Below are 21,711 nucleotides of genomic sequence, written 5' to 3' on the forward strand. Positions count from 1 at the left end.
AGTAAGAATGAAGAAGGCCGTTTTTCCAGGGTCCTTTGATCCATTAACCAATGGTCACTTAGATATTATTGAACGTGCGGCCAGCCTCTTTGACGAAGTTGTCGTAGCCGTCGGTAAAAACACGAATAAGAAGGGACTGTTTCTTCCTGAAGAACGCTTAGCATTAGCTAAAGCAGCCGTTGCCCACATTCCCAATGTTACGGTTGGCCAAATTGATGGCTTAACTGTTGACTATATGGAACAGATTGGCGCTCAATATATTATTCGAGGCTTACGTAACTGTAAGGATTTTGAGTATGAACGTGATATTGCCGGTGTGAACTCTGTTTTGGATAATGTTGAAACGGTCTTGCTCTTTGCAAAACCAGAGAACCAGAATATTTCATCATCGATGGTGAAGGAAATTTCGAAACTTTCTTCCAATCGCTTAGCAGCTTTCGTACCGCCCGTTGTGGTCGAAGCTTTACAAAGTCATTTTGAATAAAATTAGTTAAAAAGCTTCCGATTTCGGAAGCTTTTTTTCTCTGCCTTTCGTGATATGTCATTAAGGAGGGTGAAAGATGTTTGAAAGTATAAACTTTGAAGAGATTCTCAGATGGTTGAAAAGTCATTGGAAGTGGGTGCTTTCGGGGAGCCTCGGCCTATTAGCTTTACTGGCGACGCTTATCCTGGTGTTAAGTATTCATAAAAAGGAGGAGCCCGTGAAAGCCTTGCCGGTGCTTAGCCAGTATTCGTCTGTAAGAAAAGGTGAGCATGTTGCAACGACTTTAAAGGTTGATGTGAAGGGGGCAGTGCGAAAGCCAGGACTATATCAATTAAAGGTGGGGGATCGAATTGAAGATGCTTTGGCAAAGGCTGGTGGTGTCACTGATGAAGCGGATGTTAATCAATTGAATCGGGCTCAGTTACTTGCAGATGGCATGTTCATTTATGTCTTGAAGGTGGGCGAGGAAGAAGTACCAGAAGTAAAGAATGCTGGAAGTCTACCAGGGATGCCGTCTAGTGGCAACGTTGGCGAAGCAGGTACAGATGTTACGACTGGTAAAATCCATTTAAACCAGGCGAGTCAAAAGGAGTTAGAAAGTTTAACAGGGATTGGGCCTAAAAAGGCGGAACAGATTATTGCCTATCGAGAGCAGCATCCATTTAAATCGGTTGATGAATTGAAGGAAATTCCTGGCATTGGGCCCAAGCGCTTTGACCAGTTAAAGGATCAAGTTCAACTATGAGAAGGGTTCGTTTTCCCTTCCTGTTGGCCATTAGTTGGGGCGCTATTGCATCCGCTTTTTATCGGCCAAACAGTTTCACTTTATTTTTAGTCGTGTTAATTTTGATTTGTTCTTTCTCATTAGGATGGAATCGTAACTTATTCTATTTTTGGTCCTTAATTTTGGCATTCAGTGCTTATGGATTGTTAGGAAGTAATCGATTAAACCAACAGGCTAATCAGGAAGTGGGGCAAATGACTGTTCGTCTCATCGTTCAACCAGACCAAGTTAAGGTAAATGAGGAGGGTATCGTTCACGGAAGTGGAGTTGATGAAAAGGGACAGAAGCTACTCTTCTTTTATCGTTGTCAGAATCAAGAAGAAGTGACGCTTTTTGATAATGCACGGGACACTCTTGATATTGAAGGGGTTGCTGAAAAAGAACGGATTTTACCAGCTACTAATGAGTACCAATTTGATTTTCAACAGTTTTGGCGCAGTCAAAATATTACCCACCAGTTATCTTTTCAGACGTTGCGTACCAAACGTGCGAAGCCAAAGAATATCTGGCAGACTTTTTCTTTTAAAATTCATCAGTTGCATAAGAGCGCTGAAATGTATGCTAGTCGTTTACCTAATCCGCTACGGGACTATTGCTTGTCTTTGCTTTTGGGTAGTAAAAAGAGCCAGCTTTACGAACATAATCCCCAAATTGCTGAGTTAGGACTGATTCATCTATTTGCTCTGTCTGGCTTGCACGTTTCATTTTTTCTGACTTTCATACAGTATCTGGGTAGAAAAATACGAATTACTCGGGAGATTTCAGACGGGTTAATTGTTCTTTTCTTGCCTGTTTTTTATCTATTTACGGGGGCACCGGCTGTCCTTTTTCGAGCTTTAGTTGCAGGAGAACTGCGAATTATCGCTAGAAACCTTTTACATCCCTTGCCAGGAATAACCGTTTGGTCAGGGTCACTCTTAGCGTCATTAATTATATATCCGCAAGTTTTACTGACTATGGGTGGTCGCTTATCCTTTGCGTTGACTTTTGCGATTTTACAGGTTGGGAAAATGACTTATTGGAAAAGGGGCGTGTATTTATCTACCGTGACTTTTCCAATTATCTTGGCCCAACAATATGCATGGAATATTTGGCAGACTCTGGCTAATCTTTTAGCTGTCCCGGTTTTTTCAACGGTTATTTTACCAGTTACATTATTAGGCTATTTCATTCCAGGAATGGCTACAGTAGCCAATGTGATTCTTCTGATCTTTGATGGAACTGTTGCGTTGCTTGGCAAGCTACCCGGTCAGATTGTCCTTGGAGCCTTATTTTGGCCAACACTTTTTTTCTTGTTGATAGTACCCTTTCTATCGTTGGCCGTTAGGAAACGTGGCAAAGCGATTCTGACTGTTTGTGCGTTGTCTTTCTTGGTAACCAACTACTTGCTTATTCGTTTTCCACGGGATGGTGAGTGGACGACGTTTGATATTGGGCAGGGGGATGCTGCGGTGATAATAGAACCCAGAATGCGTTCAGTGACCCTAATTGATACGGGTGGAAAGGTCAGCTTTGGGCCGCAAAAATCCTATCAGCTGCAGCGATTGGCAGAGAGTCCTTCTGAAAGAAGCCAATGGACTTTAAAGAAGCAGGAGGGACTGGCTAGAAACGTGATTCTGCCATATTTACATGCTCATGGAATTTCGAGAATCAATACTTTAGCCCTTTCGCATCAAGACCAAGACCATATTGGAGATGCTCGGATTATTTTGGAAAATTTTCGCGTGGATAAGGTTGTGATGCCGGCGGGGATGGCTTCACTTCCGGCATATCAAAAGAAAATCAGACCTTATTTGAGAGGGGCAAAGGTGATCGAGGCAACGAACCAGACTTGGATTACCAACTGCCCGCTTCAAATTGTTTATCCCTTTGAAGCCGGGTTAGCTGGTAATGATGATTCTTTAGCATGGATTGGTCGCTTAGGTGGAAAGAACATTTATACAGCGGGCGATTTGGACAAGGAAGGGGAGAAAAAGATTCTAGCCAAGTATCCAGACTTTTCTCCTCAGATAGTGAAGTTTGGCCATCACGGGTCGAAAACATCGACGGATGAACAGGTCTTTGCGAGTTGGCAGCCTAAAGTAGGGATTGTATCGGCTGGTCGAAACTCCCGCTATGGGCATCCACATAAGGAAACTTTGGAAGTGGCAGAAAAAGAGAAAATGATTGTTTATAATACGCAAAGTCAGGGTATGCTAAGATATGTATATCAAAAGAATCATGGACATTTTGAGGTGACATTACATGACCCTGCAGGACTTAAAAGTACAAATTGAACATCAGGCTCTCCCTGACTTGTACCTTGTGACAGGGGATGAAACTGCCTTACTTCAAAAGGCAAAGCGACTCTTTACCTCGATTATTCCTGAAGAAGATCAGGAAATGAACTTCGCTTCCTATGACTTTGGTGCGGTTGGTTTGGATGACGCCATTGCGGACTTAACGGCACCACCATTCTTTGGTGATCACCGGGTTGTGATGTTGACGAATCCGACTTTTATGACTGCTAGTGGAAAGTTAACAGACGGGCAGGAAAAGGCGCTATTGTCTTTGATTGATAACCCTGTGCCTGGCAACTTACTGGTGGTTTTTGCGGCTGACATGAAGTTGGATAAGCGTAAAAAAGTTACGAAGGCGATTACTTCAAAAGCTGAGAAGTTAGATTTGGTCCGTTTGAATGAGCGTCAAGTAGGACAAGCCTTGCATCAGTTGCTTAATCAGCGTGGATTCCAGATTGAACCAGCTGCTGAGCAGGAGCTAATGCTTCGAGTGCAAGCGTCTTACAGCAAGATGCTGCAGGAATTGCCAAAGCTCTTAGCTTATGCCGCGGATAGTAAGAAAATCACAGCCCAGGCCGTAGACGATTTGGTCATCAAGGAATCAACGGCCCAGGCCTTTGATTTGGCCGACCTGGTACTCAAGGGCAAGCAGGAAGCAGCTATCCGGACCTATCATGATTTAGTTAAGAATGGTGAAGCGCCACTGCGTTTGAATGCACTATTACTAGGGCAGTTCCGACTCTTACTACAGGTGGCTTCCATGCAGGGAAGTGATGCCGAGGCGGGGAAGGCCTTGGGTATTCACCCATTCCGAGTGAAACTGGCCCGTCAATCTTTGCGTCAATATCCCTTGGGGAAGGTGCGTGAAGGCTTCTTGAAAATCTTAGATATGGAAATTCAGATGAAGTCCAAGCAGGTGGATCCGCTCTTCTTGTTTGAAAGCTTTATGGTGAATTTTTAGTTAATAAAAAATCGGCTCGTTAAAATACTAGTCGATTTTTCTTTTATTTAATTTGGCAGTGGATATGATTATCCATCTGCTAGAGTATGTCGAAAGACATATTAAAGATAATAAAAAGAACCGCTAAAAAGCTTTGACCGGCTGACGGTTCTTTTTTGAACTAAAGGCCACCTCCGCATCTGCGGCATCGCCGGGAGTTGAGCATGTGTTCAACTCCTTTTTCATGATTAGTATAACAGAATGGCAGAGTTCATTTGGCTGTTATTCTGAAGAGTCATAATGTTTTATAAGTAAAAAGCCTTGGATGACCGATAAGGTCATCCAGGACTTTTAAAGTTTATTAGTTAAATTCGCCATCTGCGATTTGTGCAAGTGTATCGCGTGATGGGATGAAGAAGAGTTGACCAGTTAAGATGTCTGAGAAGGTCAACAAGAAGTCGGATTGATCCAACATGTTAATCAACATACCCTTGGTTACGTGCCAGTAGCGTGAGTAACCCATGAAGTAAGTTCCAGTAATACCCGTTGCAGGGTCTGAATAAGGAACGTTCATACGGATAATCTTTTGTTCTTCACCGTTTTCATCGTATTGAGAAGCAACGTTGTGGGCGTTCTTGTACTTGTCTTCGTCATCCAATTCCAAGTCGGTGAACTTTTCACGTCCAACAGCCTTTTCTTGGTGTTCAGTCTTCATCTTGTTCCAGAAGTCCATGTCGTGACGCCACTTTTGAGCAAAGGCATAAGAACCGTTGATGTAATCAGGGTCTTCTTCGCCGATGATTGCGTAAGGTGCGGCATCTGCTTCAGCAGGTGCTTCTGTTCCATCGATAAAGCCGATGATAGCACGGCCTTCGAAGTAACGGAATCCTTGAGTTGAGTCCAAAACTTCAGTGTAGTCCTTTAAGAACTTCATGAATTGAGTCTGGCATTCGACAACAACGGCTTGGTTGTTTGAACGAATGTGGAAGAACAAGTCACCTTCGGTGGCTGGCATTTGGTACTTAGGACCTTCAAGGGTTTCATAAGTAACCAATTCCTTAGGCTTCGTTGTGTTTGGGAACATGATGTCCCAAGCGTGGTTTGAAATACCGATGGCAACCTTCAATTGTGAAGGGGTTTCATCGTTTTGACCGTCGCGAATACGCAATGAGCGGATGATCGCTTGTGAGCGGTCGGCAAAGTCTTCGAACATTTCCTTTAAGTCTTCAGCAGGCAAGTCCTTGAACTTCAATACAGTAAATTGTACGCTTTGCCCGATATCCTTCCAGACATCTTGGGCCATCGCTGGGTTGATTGGCATAATGTAAAATCCTCACTTCTCTTTGATAAAAAATATTATAGCTTATTTTTTGTATAGATAACATAGTAAATTAGAGTCATTTTAGCCTAGTCTAAAGTAGAATGAAAGATTAGAAAATCAAGGGATAAAAAGAAAGCTTTTTGCTTATTTAGCTAATGTTAATACGAAATAATTCAAAAAAATTACGAAATTTCTTTTTTAGTATTTAGGAGAATACTTTAGAATTAAAACAGATGTTTGCAATTGTTCTTGAAAAAGTCATCTTATCTGGGCAACTTTCTTTTTTGGACTTTCCTCTATAAAATAAGGACATGGCAAAAATCACGAAAATCTCCACTCAAAAACGAGCGGGAAGATACAATCTTGAATTAGACGGACGCTTCGCATTTGGTATCTCTGAAAATATTTTGGCTAAGTTTGGCCTGATGAAGGGGCGTGAACTCAGCAAAGAAGAGATTGAACGCATTAAAGAAGCCAACCTGGTTGATCAGGGCTTGCAAATTGCTCTGAACTACCTGGGACCTGCTTTGCATACTGAAAAGCAAGTTCGTGATCGGTTAAAAAGTAAGGACATCAAAGAAGAGATTATTGACCAGGTCATTGACTACCTGCAGGGGCAACTGCTGTTAAATGATGCCACTTATGCTAAGGCTTATGTGAATACAAAACAGTTCTTTTCTCCTAAGGGTCCTAGGGCGATTGCCATGGATTTGAAAAGGGCAGGGGTCAAGGATGATTTGATTGAGGATGCACTTCTAGAGTATCCGGAAGAAGCGCAGTTGGAAGTGGCAACCAAGATGGCGGAAAAAATTGCCCGAACACATAAGCGGGATTCAACCCGAATCCGCCAGCAAAAGACTGCCCAGTCCTTGGCTCAAAAGGGTTTCTCTTTCGACATTGCGACTGCAGCGATTAACCAAATCGACATTGCCTCCGACGAAGAGGACGAGAAGGCAAACGCCTTGAAGGAGGCGGAGAAGGCAGCCCGTCGGCAACGAACAGGGACGGCCAAAGAACGCTATTACAAAGTTAAGGCTAAGCTCTATACGAAAGGTTTCCCAAGTGAGGTGATTGACTGGGCGTTGGCGGAGCTGGATTTTGGTGAAGAAATCTGATTTTAATCTTTTTTGACGGAATATATGATATAATCTAAAAGGAATTTTTTGTCAGAAAAGTGGGACGAGCATGATTGTTGATAAGCCAAGTCGCGGTCCACGCGAAGGGGATGTCATCACGATCAAGAGTTATAAGCATGACGGCTCGTTGCATCGAACATGGCGTGACACCATGGTGTTAAAAACCAGTGAGAATGCCATCATTGGATTAAACGACCATACTTTGGTGACAGAAGATAACGGCCGCCGCTGGGTAACCCGCGAGCCGGCCATTGTGTACTTTCATAAAAAGTACTGGTTTAATATTATCGCGATGATTCGCGATAACGGGGTTTCCTACTACTGCAACCTGGCTTCTCCTTATACCTTAGATAAAGAGGCGCTCAAGTACATCGATTATGACTTGGACGTTAAAGTTTTCCCTGACGGGGAGAAGCACCTGTTGGACGCTGATGAATATGCAGCCCACAGTAAGAAATGGCACTATCCAAAAGAGGTAGACCAAATCTTGAAGGCCCATGTTAAAATTTTGGTCGACTGGATTGACCAAGAAAAAGGACCTTTTTCGCAAGGGTACGTGGACGTTTGGTATTCCCGTTACCAATATTTGATGCAACAGCGGTTGAATGATCGTCGTTGACTGTAAAAAAGCAGGAATAATTTTCCTGCTTTTTTTGTACAATAAAGTCGTAGAATTTTTATGATGATACTGATTCATGAAAGCAAAAAAGTAAGGGGTAGACATGACCGTTACAGTTAATATAGCAACAGGTGAAGTGGACAGCCGTGCCCATTTTGTTTCAGAAATAAAGGAAAAGATTCGACAGGGTGAACGGCGTCGTATCTTTTATATCGTGCCAAACCACGTGAAGTTTGACAGTGAAGTGGATGTGCTCTCCCGTCTGGCTTCAGCAGGTGGTCAGCGGGATGGACAGCATTCCTATGCCCAATCACAGGTCCAAGTCTATTCGTTGAGTCGTTTGGCTTGGCGTTTGTTGGAAGATGAGGGGATGGTGCAACCACCTGTTTTGGGTGAAGCCGGGTTATTTGTCATGGTCTCTGACATCTTGCATGAAGAGAAGGGGCGTTTACCAATCTTTGCTCGCATGGCTGCCAAGCGTGGCTTTATTGAAAAGCTGGTGGCGCAGTTGGCTGAATTGCGTGCATCACGAGTCACTCCGGAAGAATTGTTGAACATTGTGTCTGAAATTGATACATCAAATGATCAACAGAAGGCTTTGAATGCGTCAGCATTGCAGCAGAAGCTGCGCGATTTAGCGGTTGTGGCAGATGCCTTTAATAAGAAGATGGGGAATGATTACTTGTTAGCGCAAGAGACATTGCCTTACTTTGTTGAGCAGATGAAGAATCCAAATCTGACCGATTCCATCTTTTACTTTGACGGTTTTACTGGATTTACGGCGGCGGAATGGTCCTTAGTGCAGTTGTTAGTTCAACATACAGATGTCAACTTTGCACTGCTGGGAAACGTTGATGCAGCTGATCCGCTGAAGTATGAACAGGCGGGATCTGTTTTTGATAAGCCTTTGGAAACGGCTCGTACGATTCGAGCGCTGGCCACAACGGCTGATGTTGATTTTACTGTGAAAGTCTTAAACGAATCAACGAATCAGGTACAGGTGAATACTCGGACCAACCTTTTGCGTGCTTGGGAAAAAATCGGTGCATACCGGGACTTTTCCGCAGATGAGAAACAAAAACAAGTAACCAATTTAAATGTTTTTGTGGGTGCTAACGTTGTGACAGAACTTGAAGAAGTCGCACGCCGTATTCGAGAAGATTTGCGTGGGGATGCTAACTTGCATCTGCGCGATATTTTAGTTTTGGCCCGTGATTTGAATCCATATGCTAAGCACTTGCCTGCCGTGATGGATTCCTTTGATTTGTCTTACTTCTTGGATAACGATGTTAAGATGGGTAACCATCCCTTGGTTGAGTTGACCACGACATTGTTAGCGAATCCTTCAGTTTTGTACCAGAAAGATAAGATCTTAACGATTTTGAAGACCGGCTACTTGCGTCCGGTTGTAGACGGTGAGTTGATGGATTCGGATACGTACTTCGAGGCGGTTTCCTATTTGGAAAACTATTTGGATGGGCACCGGGTTGCTCGCCGTACTTGGCAAGATGACTCCGCTGAATTTGCTCTTTTTAAGGTGGAGGGGAATGAAGAAACCGCTGCCTTTAGTGAGGACCAAGCGGTTAATAATTTAATAAATACATTGAAGCGTTTTGTTCATCATCTTTTGGATGCTTTGACGGATGCTTTTGCTGAAGTCAAAACGATTGAAGAGAGTGCGCGAGCATTAATGACTTTCTTGCAAGAAGAGAAGTTGCCAGAAGCTGTTTTGGAACAGCGAGACGATTTGACAGATGCTGGAGAGTTAATGAAGGCACAACAGCTGCAGGAGGTTTGGCAACTCTTCACCAAGATTTTGGAACAGTTAGTTGCCGTAGCGGGGGATGAAGACTTTGCCCGTTCAACTTTTCTATCAGCCTTACAGGCCGGTTTCTCAGGTGGAACCTTCTCTGGAATTCCGAACCAGTTGGACCAGTTAACGATTTCCGAAGCGGGAATTGTTCAGAGTCAAAAGTACAAGAAGTTGTACTTTATCGGGGCCACCCGTTCGGCTTTGCCAGCACAGGCGAACAATAAGTCCTTGCTTTCGGACCAGGATCGTCTGATGGTGCAACCAGCACTGGCAGACCAAGCAGATCCACGCTACTTGCAGGAAAGCGCTCAACAGCAAATGGCCAGTGAATCCCTGCTCTTTTATAATGCCTTGCAAACGGCGGCGGATTCGGTCACCATGTCTTATCCGTTGCTTGACCAGGATGGCAATGTGAACGAACCGTCACCATATTTGATGCGCTTGGCACATGCTTTTGGTTTGAATGAAGATGACTTTGATAAAGTCACAGCCCAGGCGGACGGCTTGGTAGATTTGGTTGAAAACTACGCTGGTACGGCATCGGCTACGTTGAGTCAGTTGGTGAAGTTGCCGACTGATGAAAATGATAAACCTACTATTCAGCGCTTGTTAAGGAGTTTGGATGAAGCAGGTTATGCGGATAAAGCAAAACGGGTATTGGCGAGTCATGATTACGATAATACGCCGGAAAATCTTAAACCTGAATTGGCAAAAGAACTCTTTGGTGGTCCACTCGTCTTGTCAATTTCACAGGTTGAGTCTTTCTATCGTAATCCATATGAGTATTTCTTAAAATATGGCTTGCATTTGAATGAAAAGCCCACGGCTGAAATTGATAACCGTACTGAGGGAACAGTTTACCACGCGATTTTTGAAAAGACTGTCAATCAGGTAATTAGCCAACAGGAACGACTGGCTGATGCAACGAATGAAGAAATTAGTAAGGATGTAAATGCCGCCTTGCAGTTGTTGCTGACAGACCCTGCATATAGTGAATTGACTGAAGAGGGTCAGGGGATTGCACTCGCTAAGGCGATGAACAAGCAGGCCAATAAGGTACTGCAAAACCTACGCGATGTTTCTCGATTGTCTGCTGCCTCACAACCTACTGCGGTTGAAGAGGGATTCGGTTTGAAAGGTGGCGGTTTACCAACCATTGAACTGAAGGACGGCCAGCATTCTGTAAAGCTTCGCGGAAAGGTCGACCGCTTTGACCGCCAAGATGCTGTGGGCGACTTTGGAACAATTATTGACTATAAGTTGTCGGGTAAGACCTTTAAGTATGCGGATGCTGCCAATGGTTTGGAGTTGCAGTTGTTGGCGTACTGGCAGGCTGTTAATGAAAATAATCAAAAGTTAGGTTTGGCTACGAATGGCCAGGTCGGTGGTGCCTTCTTTGCTCCAATTAATGATCAGCAGACAGCATATAAAGACTTTAAGGGCAATTTTGACGAACTGTTCTCGGGGGATTTGAAGGCGCCAGGAAATAAGCTACGTGGTCTATATCTAGATGACGAAGATTACGCAGATTCTCTTGATAATGTTGATAGGGGAGAAGCTTCTTCTGCTTATGCGATGAAGAAAAATAAATCAAAAGCTGGTTATGATACAAAATCTTCTGACTTTATTACTACTGATAATCTTGACCTTTTGATGCGCCGTAACCGTGAGTTGATTTTGGATGCAGCAGAGAAGATTGAGAACGGCCAGTTTGATTTGAGCCCTGCAAAGAATGCTCTTACTTATTCGAAATACCTAGATGTAATGCGTTTTGATGCAGCTCTGAACGATAAGTATCAGAACTTCCGTTACAGCGGTCAAAAGGGACCTGTTATGAAAGCTTTAACGGCCGATTACGAAGCAGAAGATGCAGAAAAGGAGAACGGTCATGCCTGAGTTTACAGATAGTCAGAAAGCAGCCATTGAACAATCTGGTCATAATATTCTAGTTTCAGCTTCTGCTGGTTCAGGAAAAACAACCGTTTTGATTGAACGTTTGATTCGTAAAATCATGGCGGGTACACCGGTCGATAAGTTCTTGATTGTGACCTTTACCCGTGCGGCAGCTGGAGAAATGAAGGACCGTTTGGAAGCAGCGTTGACAAAGCGTCTGCAGACAGAAGAAGACCAAGATACACGCGTTTATTTACAGGAACAGTTAGCCCTTTTGCCAACGGCGGCAGTTACGACTATTGATGGTTTTGCTCTGAAGTTGATTGAGTCTTACTATTATCAAATTGACTTAGATCCAGCTTTCCGCTTGGTGGCCGATTCGGCTGAGGAAGCGCTGTTTAAGAACCGGGTTCTGGATGGACTCTTCGATGAGATGTTTGATGAAGAGCATCCAAAGCACCAGGCTTTTCTTCAGGTGTTGGAAAATTTTGCTTCGGTTTCCCATAGTCAAAATTTGAAGGACATTATTTTAAAGTTAGCGAACTTTGATATTGCCCGGCCGGAGGAAGATAACTGGCTGGACTCTTTGACTGAGAATTACGATGCTGGATTGGCAATGAAGGACCAAAAGGCCTACCAAAATTATTTGGTGGGTGAGGTGCGTCCATTAGTAGAAGAAGCCTTGAATGATTTGCCAGCTGCTTTGTCGGCGGTTGAGGGTGAAGAGGATGAGGACTTGGCAAAAGCCGCCAGTGCTTTGTTTGAGCGGCAGGATTATTTAAAGAATTTATTGTCTGCTATTGATAACAATGTAGATTATGACAATCTACGGGCAACTATTTCGCAGAATTTCTCAATTGGTTTTCCAACACGAAGTAAAGATAACGATGAAGATAAGGCTGAAACACTGGAGATGGCTTTATCATACAAAGACCGCTACTTCTCAGGTAAGAAAGCGCCAATTAATACGGTTATTGACTCCTTCTTCCGTCTCACCGAAGAACAGTGGCAGACTGTTAACGCTCGTAGTCAGCGAATCGTTTCTGATTTGGTAATGGTGACTAAGGAGTATTTGGCTGCACTAAAAAAGGCCAAGGCGGAAGCCAATATCTTGTACTTCTCGGACTTGGTTGTGCTTGCTCGACAAATTTTGAAGAATGATGAAATTCGTCAATTAGTCCAGGGGCAGTTTGCTGAAGTGATGGTCGATGAGTACCAGGATGTGAACCGTTTGCAAGAGGCCTTTTTGAAGGATATGTCGAACGGCCACAACATGTACATGGTGGGCGACATTAAGCAGTCCATCTACGGTTTCCGTCAAGCAGCGCCACAGCTCTTTGCCAATAAGTACAACGCCTTTGCAAAGGATGAGAATGATGACGAGCGAATCGAATTAGCCGAGAATTTCCGTTCTGAAAATAACGTGACGAAGGTGATTAACCTGATTTTCACGCAGATTATGGACCAGGAGTTGGGCGATGTGGCCTACGAAGGGTCAGCCAAGCTGATTGCTAAAGCGGCCTTTCCTGATGATGTAACGCCCGTATTTAACTTGGATTTGTTGGCTATTAAGCAGGGAAAGAAGAGCCAAAGTGATGATGGCGATGACGGGGATGGTGACGATGATGATCGTGAAACCCGTGAGAAGACTTTGACATACCTGTTGAAGAAGGTCCAAGAGATTCAGGCCCATGGTCAGGTTTATGACAAGAACGTGGGGATGCGTCCGGTTCAGTATTCGGATATTGCCATTTTGACCCGTTCGAAAACCTCTTACCCAGACTTGCTTCGTTTGGCCCACCAGGCTGGCATTCCAATTCAGTCTGAATCCGTTGGTGACTACTACAAGGCGATGGAAGTTTACATTGTCTTAGATATTTTGCGTATCTTGGATAACCCACACCAGGACATTCCACTGGCGGCTGTTCTGCGTTCGCCTATCTATGGTTACGATGAAAACGATTTGGCAAAGGTGCGTTTAGCCGATAAGGCCCATGATTTCTACATGGCCTTGAAGGCGGATGCTAAAGAGAACGAAAAGAGCCAAAAAGTCTTGGATGATTTGGCTGCTTGGCGTGTTTACGCAAGCCAAAATGACCTCGTTGGTTTGATTTGGGCAATTTATCAGGACACCGGTTGGTTAGATTACGTGGCTGGTTTGGCTGGTGGCGCTCAGCGTCAGGCCAACTTGCACGCCTTGTATCAGCGGGCAACGACTTTCCAAGAAAACGGACAGTCAGGTCTCTTTGCCTTTATCGCCTATATCGAAGAGGTGCAGGATTCGGGTGGTAACGTGGGCGAGGTTGCTCAGGAAACATCGAACTCAGCGCTTTCGTTGATGACCATTCACAAGTCAAAGGGATTGGAGTTCCCAATCGTAATCTTGCCAGAGTTAGATAAGCGCTTTAATGCCATGGATATGAACTCTGCCTTCGTTCTTCAGAAGGATGCGGGAATTGGTTTGGATTATTTGGAACCAAATGCCAAAGTCAAGGTGCCTAACTTAGGGAAGTACGCGGTTAAGCAGTCCTTGAAGCGTCAGAGCTGGTCAGAAGAGATGCGGCTCTACTACGTTGCTTTGACCCGTGCTAAGCAGCAGCTGTATTTGATTGGTCGTGTTGATCCGATTGAGCATAAGGAGACGGCTGAAGCAAAGTTGTATAAAAATGCCGTTGAATCAACGGAGCAGTTCTTGCCTGAAAGTCAGCGTTTGAAGGCCAAGTCCTACTTGGATTGGACTCTGCAGTCCTTTGCTCGTTTGGAAATCCCAAGCCTGCAGCGGTATTTCATGGGCGACGAGAAGCCATTACACCAGTGGCTTTCAGAGGAAAAGAATGGTTCTTGGTCGATTGAGGCCCAGGTTATTGCCGAAGAAGATATTCCAAAGCAGGATGATTTGAAGGGACAGTTACCAAAGGTCGAAAAGGATGAGGCCGAGAACGAAGCTAGAGTAAAATCTGCTGACTTTGATGCCCAACTTTTGAAGGATAAGCTTTCTTATCGCTATCTTTATGAGGCAGCAACGAAGACCGCTGCCTACCAGTCAGTTTCAGAAATTAAGCAGCTCTTTGAGGACCCAGACCGTCCATATTTAGAAGATTTGTATTTGGATGAAAATGGCCAGGCAGTTGAGAAACCGGACGAACAGTCGGTTGAAACGGATGCTTTGGAGGACAAGTCCGAGCAGCAAGCGGCTAATATGCTAACTAAGCAGGAGTTACCAATGCCTGCCTTCATGACGGATGGCAAAGTCAAGCCATCACCAACGGCTGTTGGAACTGCTACCCACTTAATCATGCAATTGTTGAACTTTGAAGCTTGGATTGATGAATCCGACTTGCAGGATATGGTTGACCGTTTGGTAGCGACGGGTAAGATTGCCAAGGAAGTGGCACCGCTCATTAATTTGGGGCAGATTATCGATTTCTTGCGTTCGGACTTTGCTGATACAATTGCTCGTCATAACGACACTCTGAAGCGGGAAGCACCATTTGCCATGATTATTCCGGCAAAGCGTGTTTATCAGAATGTTGACGATGAAGAACCAATTTTGATTCACGGAATTATTGATGGTTACTTCGTTGATGAAGCGAAGAAGACGGTAACAATCTTTGACTATAAGACCGACTTTGTTCCAAAACGTGCGGGAGAGCGTCAGCGAATGGCTCTTCAACGAATGAAGAAGAACTATACGGGTCAGTTGAACTTGTACCGTCAGGCCTTGCAGGATGAATTCCCCGATTATGAAGTACTTCCTGGCCGATTGATTCTCTTATCGGCGGGGATTACTTTGGATTTAGATTAGAATGAACGTTGTTGCGCTTTTGACTTTATCCGCCTATAATGGCAAACAAGTTTAACGCAATAGTGAGCGCTTCCATAAGATTAAGGAGATTTTCGTGAAAAACTTTTATGATATTTTGCAGTACCTGAAGAAGTACGAAATTTATATTCACGTGGGTCATCGGCTTTGGGATATTGAAGTAGCTGCTTTAGAAGTGGATAACTTGTATAAAGCGAAGGTCTTATCCGCATCGGATTATCAAACGATGAAGGTGATTTTGGCCAAAGAACACAAGGAAGAGGCGGAACGCTCCGGTGAACTTGGTCATTACAACGGCCAAAAGTCTTCACAATCCACATCAAAAGCTTGAACTTAGAATGGGCATAAGCCTGAAAAGAAAGTTTTTGTAAACGCTTGCAAAACTTTCCTAACCTTTGTTAAAATATATTTGTAATTAAGGAAATAGGAGGCGGACCCCCGATTTGCCTTGGCCATCGGGGGCCAATCGATCATCATGACTAAAGATAAATTAATCGGTGTTGACCTTGGTGGAACAACCATCAAGTTTGCAATTTTGACTGACCAAGGGGAAATCCAACAAAAGTGGTCAATTCAAACAAACATTTTGGGTGACGGAAAGCACATCGTGCCTGACATCATCGAATCAATTAACCACCACTTGGACATTTACCAATTGGATCGCTCACGCGTGATTGGTATTGGTATGGGAACTCCTGGAACTGTTGACCGTGAAAACGGAACAGTTAAGGGTGCCTACAACCTTGGTTGGGCTAAGGAAAACGCAGTGAAGGAACCAATCCAAGCTGGAACTGGTTTCCCATTGTACATTGATAACGATGCTAACGTTGCTGCCTTGGGTGAAGCCTGGAAGGGTGCCGGAAACAACGATGCTGACGTTTCATTTATCACACTTGGGACTGGTGTCGGTGGTGGATTGGTTGCTAACCACCAATTGATTCACGGTGTTGCCGGTGCCGGTGGTGAAGTTGGCCACATCATCGTTGAACCTAACGGTTACTTGTGTACTTGTGGAAACCACGGTTGTTTGGAACAATATGCTTCAGCAACTGGTGTTGTTCACTTGGCACAGGACTTCGCAGAACAATACGTTGGTGAATCACGCTTGAAGAAGATGATTGACGACGGTGACGAAGTTACTTCAAAGATTATCTTTGATTTGGCTAAGGAAGGTGACTACCTTGCCAACGAAGCTGTTGATAAGGTTGCCTACTACTTGGGTTACGCATCAGCAACTATCTCAAACATCTTGAACCCATCAGCCATCGTTATCGGTGGTGGGGTTGCTGCTGCCGGTGAATTCTTGCGCGAACGTGTTGAGAAGAACTGGTCAGTATTCGCCTTCCCAACTGTTCGTACTTCAACAGTTGTTAAGTTGGCTGAATTGGGTAACGACGCCGGTGTTATCGGTGCTGCCTCATTGGCACGTAAGTAATAATAAGTTTAATGAGTCGTTTTTGACTCGATTAAAAAAGAGTTATCCGTACGGATAGCTCTTTTTTGTGCGCTTTAGTAGAAGCTAAAATATGGTAAAATGGAAAAGTATTGTGGCGATATTTTGCCATGTTGAGAAAAGGAGGCCCAACCGTGGAGTGGGAGAAGTTTTTTGAACCTTATGAACAGGCCGTAGCCGAGCTGAAAGTAAAGCTTGGTTATTTGACGACCGGTCAGGTGAAAACAGGAACCCGTCCGGTTGAGTCGGTAACGGGACGTGTGAAGTCCCAGGCCTCCATTGAAGAAAAGATTGTCCGTCGTCATTTGCACGAAGATCGTTTGGCCTTGGATCTCCAAGACATCGCCGGGTTGCGAATCATGACCAAGTACATCGATGATATTTATAAAGTCGTCGAGTTACTTCGGAAGCGCACCGACTTTACTATCTTGGAAGAACGTGACTATGTGATGAACGCCAAGCCTTCCGGTTACCGTTCTTACCACATTGTGATTGAATACCCAGTTTCTTTGTATTCAGGGGAAACGAAGGTTCTAGCTGAAATTCAAATTCGAACAATGGCCATGCACTTCTGGGCAACCATCGAACACGATTTGAACTATAAGCACGGTGAGATTAAGCCGGAAATGGCCAAGCAGTTGGCTGAAATTTCGGAAGAGACTTTTTCATTGGAACAAGAGTTGTCTGAGATTAAGGACATGGAGTAGGGTTCGACTCCCCCTCAGCGCATAAATTGAAGATGGGTTCGATTCCTGTCATCGGCATTGAAGATGCACCTGCCTAGAGTCGAACTAAGAAACAAGAAAGAAGCTTTATGAAAGTCGCACTCTATCACAATGACCAAGAACGGTCATTACGAATTGTGAAAGAATTGAATAAAGAATTGAAGGAGCAGGGGATCACCCGCGACGATGACCATCCTGACCTAGTTATTACGGTTGGTGGAGACGGGACCCTTTTAGGCGCCTTTCACGAATATATCGGTTATGACCCTGACCTACGCTTTGTGGGCTTGCACACAGGCCACCTTGGTTTCTACACGGACTGGCTGGGGAACGAAGTGAAGGAACTCGTGGCTTCCTTGAAGAATGATTCAGGACAGCGTGTTTCTTACCCACTCTTGAAGTTAACGACGACTCAGTCGGATGGGTCGACACAGGAGTATCTGGCATTAAACGAAGCCACGATTAAGCAGCCAATCGGGACATTGGTATCCGATATCTATTTGGGTAACCACCTCTTTGAAGGATTTCGAGGAGACGGGGTTGCCATTGCGACGCCAACTGGTTCGACAGCTTATAACAAGGCGAACGGTGGGGCAGTCTTGCACCCATCCTTGCAGGCCATTCAGATGTCTGAAATTGCCTCAATCAATAACCGGGTCTTTCGAACACTTGGTTCACCATTGATTGTGCCAAAGGGCCAGACTATTACGGTAAAGCCTAAGCACCAATCATTTTTGATTACTTGTGACCAATTAGAGATTTTGGCAGAAGACGTTGTTTCTGTTCGCTTTGAAGTGGCGGATGAAATGATTCACTTCGCTTCATACCGACACCTTGATTTCTGGTGCCGCGTGCAACAGGCCTTTATCGCCGATGAGGTGAAGGATTTAGAGAATTAATCCTGCTAAATCGTTTTATTATTTGAACTATTGAAAGGAAGAGCCGGGAAGCATTTTATTTCGGCCCATATCACTATGAAATTTTCTTGGACATATGAAGGGGATGAGGACCGTAAGGTTCGCTCTTTCCTCCAGAGTCACGGCGTCTCACACCGTATGTTTTCGCAAATGAAGCATAACGGTGGGGCAATTCTTGTCAACGACAAGCAGGTTTATACATCCGATTACCTAAAGAAGGGTGACGTGGCGACAATTATTATGCCAGTGGAGCAGGGAAACGACTTGGTCGTGCCTGACTTTTCACCCATTAAGGTGATTTATGAAGATGACCACTTCTTGGCTGTTGATAAGCCTTACGGTGTGACAACGGTACCCGGCCATGCCGACCGTTTGCACACTTTGGTTAACAAAGTCAAAGGCCACCTCATCGATGAAGAGGCCGAAGATTTGGTGCCACACGTGGTAACCCGTTTAGACCGGGACACATCAGGCTTAGTTCTTCTGGCTAAGCACCGCTTTGCCCATGCCGTTTTGGACCAGCAGTTGCAAGACCACTCCGTTGAAAAGTTCTACACGGCCTACGTGTCTGGTATTCTGCCTGATGACCATGGCATTATTGAAGCACCCATTGGTCGTTTAGAAGGGGACTTCATCAAGCGAACGGTAACGGAGGATGGAAAGCCATCGAAGACGGAGTACTGGGTGGAACAGCGGTACGAAAAGGACCCTGATCACCCAATGACCCGTGTTAAGGTTCAGTTACATACTGGTCGAACACATCAAATCCGTGTTCATTTTAAGCACATTGGCTTCCCATTGGTTGGCGATGACCTATACGGCGGCCCCCTCTGGTATGGCTTGAAACGCCAGGCCTTGCACGCCTATCAAATGGCTTTTTACGACCCATTTGCGGAAGAAACCCGTCACCTTCAAACTGATTTGCCTGAAGATTTGCTAGCTTTAAAGGATATTGAGGGCTAAAATAGTTAATTAAACGTACAAAATCATTTTAAGGGTGGTTACTTTCGCCCTGAAAGGAATAACGAAACAATGGAACTTGATCACGACCAGCAGTTAGAGCAAACGGTCCACGACTTGGTCAACTTTATTAATTCCGGTCAAGACGATGAATTTATGAATCGTTTTACGACCTTGCACGACTTTGAAAAAGGGCAGGTATATGCAGAACTGCCTGAAAATATCCGTGAAGTCGCATGGCGCATCATGGACGACGAGACTTTGGCAACGATTTTCGATAACTTGGAAATTGATCCAGAAGAAATTGTCAAACTGTTGGAAGAGATGCCCGCCCAAAAGGGTGCCGACATCTTGGTTGCGATGTTTGCCGATAACGAGGCCGACCTCTTGCAGGCCATGCCTGCCCGCGAAGTAGCGAAATACCTTTCACTTATGCCAGCTGATGAAGTGCGCGAAGTGAAAAAGTTGATTAACTACGAGGATGACACTGCCGGGGCTTTGATGGCCACGGAATACCTCGCTGTTAAGCAGTCTGAAAAAGTCAAAGACGTGCTTGTTCAGGTTAAGAAGCAGGCCGAAGAAGCCGAATCAATCATCTATGTTTACGTTGTGGATGACGAACAACATTTGATTGGGGTCGTTTCACTACGTGATTTGCTCACCCACCCTGACGACATGGCGATTGATTCCATTACCAACACCCGTGTTATTTCAGTGAAGGCTGACAGTGACCAGAAGGATGTTGCACAGGTTGTTGCCGATTATAACTTCTTCTCAATTCCTGTTACGGACAATGATCATCATCTCCTCGGTATTATTACCGTCGATGATATCGTCGATGTTATCGATGAAGAGGCCGTTGGTGATTATTCTGGTTTGGCTGCCGTTGATGTTTCGGATACCGACGATTCAGCCTGGCATTCTGCTATCAAGCGAATCCCATGGTTGATGACGCTTTTGGTCTTGGGATTAGCCTCAACAGCTCTTATCGGTATGTTTGAGCACACCATTCGCCAAGCGCCAATCTTGGCTGCTTTTATTACTATCATTGCTGGTACTGCTGGTAATGCCGGTACGCAGTCATTGGCTTTGGCCATCCGTCACTTCGGTAACGGATCTGACCAATCTGGTTGGAAGAACTTAGTTTCTGAGTTTATCTCAGCTGTTGTTTTGGCCGTTACTGCTGGTGTTATTCTGTTCGTTGTGACCATCCTTTGGCAGGATAACAACGGCTTGGCCGTGGCAGTCGGCTTGTCACTTGGGCTTTCAATTTTGGCATCATCATTGCTAGCTCACTTAGTACCAGCCATCATGAACCGCTTCGACATCGATCCAGCGGTTGTGAATGGCCCATTAGTTGCCACAGTCTGTGATTGGGCATCCATCTTAATCTACTTCAGCATTGCAACAGCGATGTTGGGACAGTTTGTGGGGAAGTAAAGAGTTAATAATTATATATAGATAAAAGGAATGCTAACTGGATTAGCATTCCTTTTTGTTTTGAATAAAATTTAAAAAATAGTATAATATTATGGTTACGATTAAAAAGAGGATAAAAGTTTATGATTAATATTAAGAATAATAATTTTTATTTCAAAATATTTATGTTTATAATACTGTCGTTAATAATAATAGGAACATTTTATGATCAACAAATTTCGGAAATGTTTATTGATTCAAAATCTGTTTGGGCACATCTGTTTGAACATTATGCGGTTCAGGGCGTAAATGTTGTGTACTTTGTGGTTTTTGAAATGATGACCTGGATTGCATGGCGTAAAATTACAGATAAAATATTGAAGTGGACTGTCGTTATCGGTATGTTGCTAATTGATTTGAATGAAATGTTTGCAATTATTTATGATTATATATACTACACTGCTGCTGTTATACAAAAGCACAAATTGGGAACACCATGGGCAGACTCTTTTGATGCCGAGTTGTTATATGATCATTCACAGGAATTCTTATTTTGGTTTTTAGGTGTATTTTTTACTTTTATTTTTTCGATTTTATTTTTTAAATTTATATCAAAACAAACTGAGGAGGAACTAAAATATTCAATTAAAGCAGCATTTATTGGATTATTAGTTATTGTTTTAGATCAAGTGACAATCGATGGTATGAAGAACTGGTGGGGGCGTTATCGGCCAATGGAAATTGATACTCAGCATTCACAGTATACGGCATGGTATGTAATTAATGGAAATAATGGACATGCTTCATTTCCATCAGGGCATGCCCGTTGTAGTTGGTTATATTTATACTTACCATTAATTTTGAAACGTAATCAGTTTGTATTACAACGTTTTTTTACAGCATTAGCAGTTATTTTCGGAATTGGCGGTGCCTTGGGACGAGTACGATTGGGAAACCATTGGTTAACTGATGTTTCAGTATCTACATTGATTACTGTATTAATCATTTATTTAGCCAGTCGGGTATTACAGACTACATTTGTTGTTAAAAAATAATTTTAGAACTTAAATTCGAATTAATGCATTGTTTTTTCTAATTAAAAAATTAATTTTACAATAAATGCGATATAAGTTGAGCATTTATTG

Annotated in this window: 16 protein-coding genes; 15 read left to right on the plus strand and 1 reads right to left on the minus strand. The window is 43.9% G+C overall.

What is annotated here, in order from left to right:
• Positions 1–7 precede the first annotated feature (7 nt).
• The 4 genes from coaD (at position 8) to holA (ending at position 4,508) form a co-directional block, all read left to right on the plus strand.
• On the plus strand, positions 8–484 hold the full coding sequence (coaD, locus tag H7198_RS01145; protein WP_274457973.1) for a pantetheine-phosphate adenylyltransferase: 477 nt from the start codon (positions 8–10) through the stop codon (positions 482–484).
• A gap of 76 nt (positions 485–560) precedes the next feature.
• The gene (locus tag H7198_RS01150) at positions 561–1,229 is read left to right on the plus strand and encodes a helix-hairpin-helix domain-containing protein (RefSeq protein ID WP_274457974.1); all 669 of its coding nucleotides are present in this window, start codon (positions 561–563) and stop codon (positions 1,227–1,229) included.
• Positions 1,226–3,544, plus strand: a complete 2,319-nt coding sequence (locus H7198_RS01155; protein ID WP_274457975.1) for a DNA internalization-related competence protein ComEC/Rec2 — start codon at positions 1,226–1,228, stop codon at positions 3,542–3,544. The genes H7198_RS01150 and H7198_RS01155 overlap by 4 nt, the downstream gene beginning before the upstream one ends.
• A complete protein-coding gene (holA, locus tag H7198_RS01160; protein ID WP_274457976.1) occupies positions 3,513–4,508 on the plus strand; it encodes a DNA polymerase III subunit delta in 996 nt (331 codons plus the stop codon). The genes H7198_RS01155 and holA overlap by 32 nt, the downstream gene beginning before the upstream one ends.
• A 340-nt stretch (positions 4,509–4,848) precedes the next feature.
• Here the strand turns inward: holA and H7198_RS01165 are convergent, their stop codons facing one another.
• Positions 4,849–5,808 (minus strand): Dyp-type peroxidase, encoded by a 960-nt coding sequence (locus H7198_RS01165; protein ID WP_274457977.1) that lies wholly within the window; start codon positions 5,806–5,808, stop codon positions 4,849–4,851.
• 311 nt (positions 5,809–6,119) lie between these two features.
• Between H7198_RS01165 and recX the strand changes: the two genes are divergently transcribed.
• The 11 genes from recX to H7198_RS01220 all read left to right on the plus strand — a co-directional run bounded on the left by recX (position 6,120) and on the right by H7198_RS01220 (position 21,621).
• Entirely contained in the window at positions 6,120–6,923 is an 804-nt protein-coding gene (gene recX, locus H7198_RS01170; RefSeq protein ID WP_274457978.1) for a recombination regulator RecX, read from the plus strand.
• A gap of 70 nt (positions 6,924–6,993) precedes the next feature.
• A complete protein-coding gene (ntdP, locus tag H7198_RS01175) occupies positions 6,994–7,563 on the plus strand; it encodes a nucleoside tri-diphosphate phosphatase (RefSeq protein WP_091501228.1) in 570 nt (189 codons plus the stop codon).
• A gap of 103 nt (positions 7,564–7,666) precedes the next feature.
• Positions 7,667–11,272: a PD-(D/E)XK nuclease family protein gene (locus tag H7198_RS01180; RefSeq protein ID WP_274457979.1), complete on the plus strand. Its 3,606-nt coding sequence runs from the start codon at positions 7,667–7,669 to the stop codon at positions 11,270–11,272.
• Entirely contained in the window at positions 11,265–15,074 is a 3,810-nt protein-coding gene (gene addA / locus H7198_RS01185) for a helicase-exonuclease AddAB subunit AddA (RefSeq protein WP_274457980.1), read from the plus strand. Before H7198_RS01180 ends, addA begins: the two co-directional genes overlap by 8 nt.
• A gap of 94 nt (positions 15,075–15,168) precedes the next feature.
• Positions 15,169–15,423 carry a YqgQ family protein gene (locus tag H7198_RS01190; protein WP_274457981.1) on the plus strand — a complete coding sequence of 85 codons (255 nt, stop codon included), beginning with the start codon at positions 15,169–15,171 and terminating at the stop codon, positions 15,421–15,423.
• Between the two features lie 144 nt (positions 15,424–15,567).
• Positions 15,568–16,527, plus strand: coding sequence for an ROK family glucokinase (locus tag H7198_RS01195; RefSeq protein WP_274457982.1), 960 nt, complete (start codon positions 15,568–15,570; stop codon positions 16,525–16,527).
• 152 nt (positions 16,528–16,679) lie between these two features.
• Entirely contained in the window at positions 16,680–17,252 is a 573-nt protein-coding gene (locus H7198_RS01200) for a GTP pyrophosphokinase (RefSeq protein WP_274457983.1), read from the plus strand.
• Positions 17,253–17,359: 107 nt separating this feature from the next.
• Positions 17,360–18,169, plus strand: a complete 810-nt coding sequence (locus H7198_RS01205) for an NAD kinase (protein ID WP_274457984.1) — start codon at positions 17,360–17,362, stop codon at positions 18,167–18,169.
• 75 nt (positions 18,170–18,244) lie between these two features.
• Positions 18,245–19,150: an RluA family pseudouridine synthase gene (locus H7198_RS01210; RefSeq protein ID WP_274457985.1), complete on the plus strand. Its 906-nt coding sequence runs from the start codon at positions 18,245–18,247 to the stop codon at positions 19,148–19,150.
• 69 nt (positions 19,151–19,219) lie between these two features.
• Complete coding sequence (mgtE, locus tag H7198_RS01215) at positions 19,220–20,587, plus strand: magnesium transporter (RefSeq protein WP_274457986.1); 1,368 nt, start codon at positions 19,220–19,222, stop codon at positions 20,585–20,587.
• A gap of 122 nt (positions 20,588–20,709) precedes the next feature.
• Positions 20,710–21,621: a phosphatase PAP2 family protein gene (locus H7198_RS01220; protein WP_274457987.1), complete on the plus strand. Its 912-nt coding sequence runs from the start codon at positions 20,710–20,712 to the stop codon at positions 21,619–21,621.
• Positions 21,622–21,711: the final 90 nt, after the last annotated feature.

It is taken from the genome of Fructobacillus sp. CRL 2054, assembly GCF_028764065.1.
Classification (GTDB): domain Bacteria; phylum Bacillota; class Bacilli; order Lactobacillales; family Lactobacillaceae; genus Fructobacillus.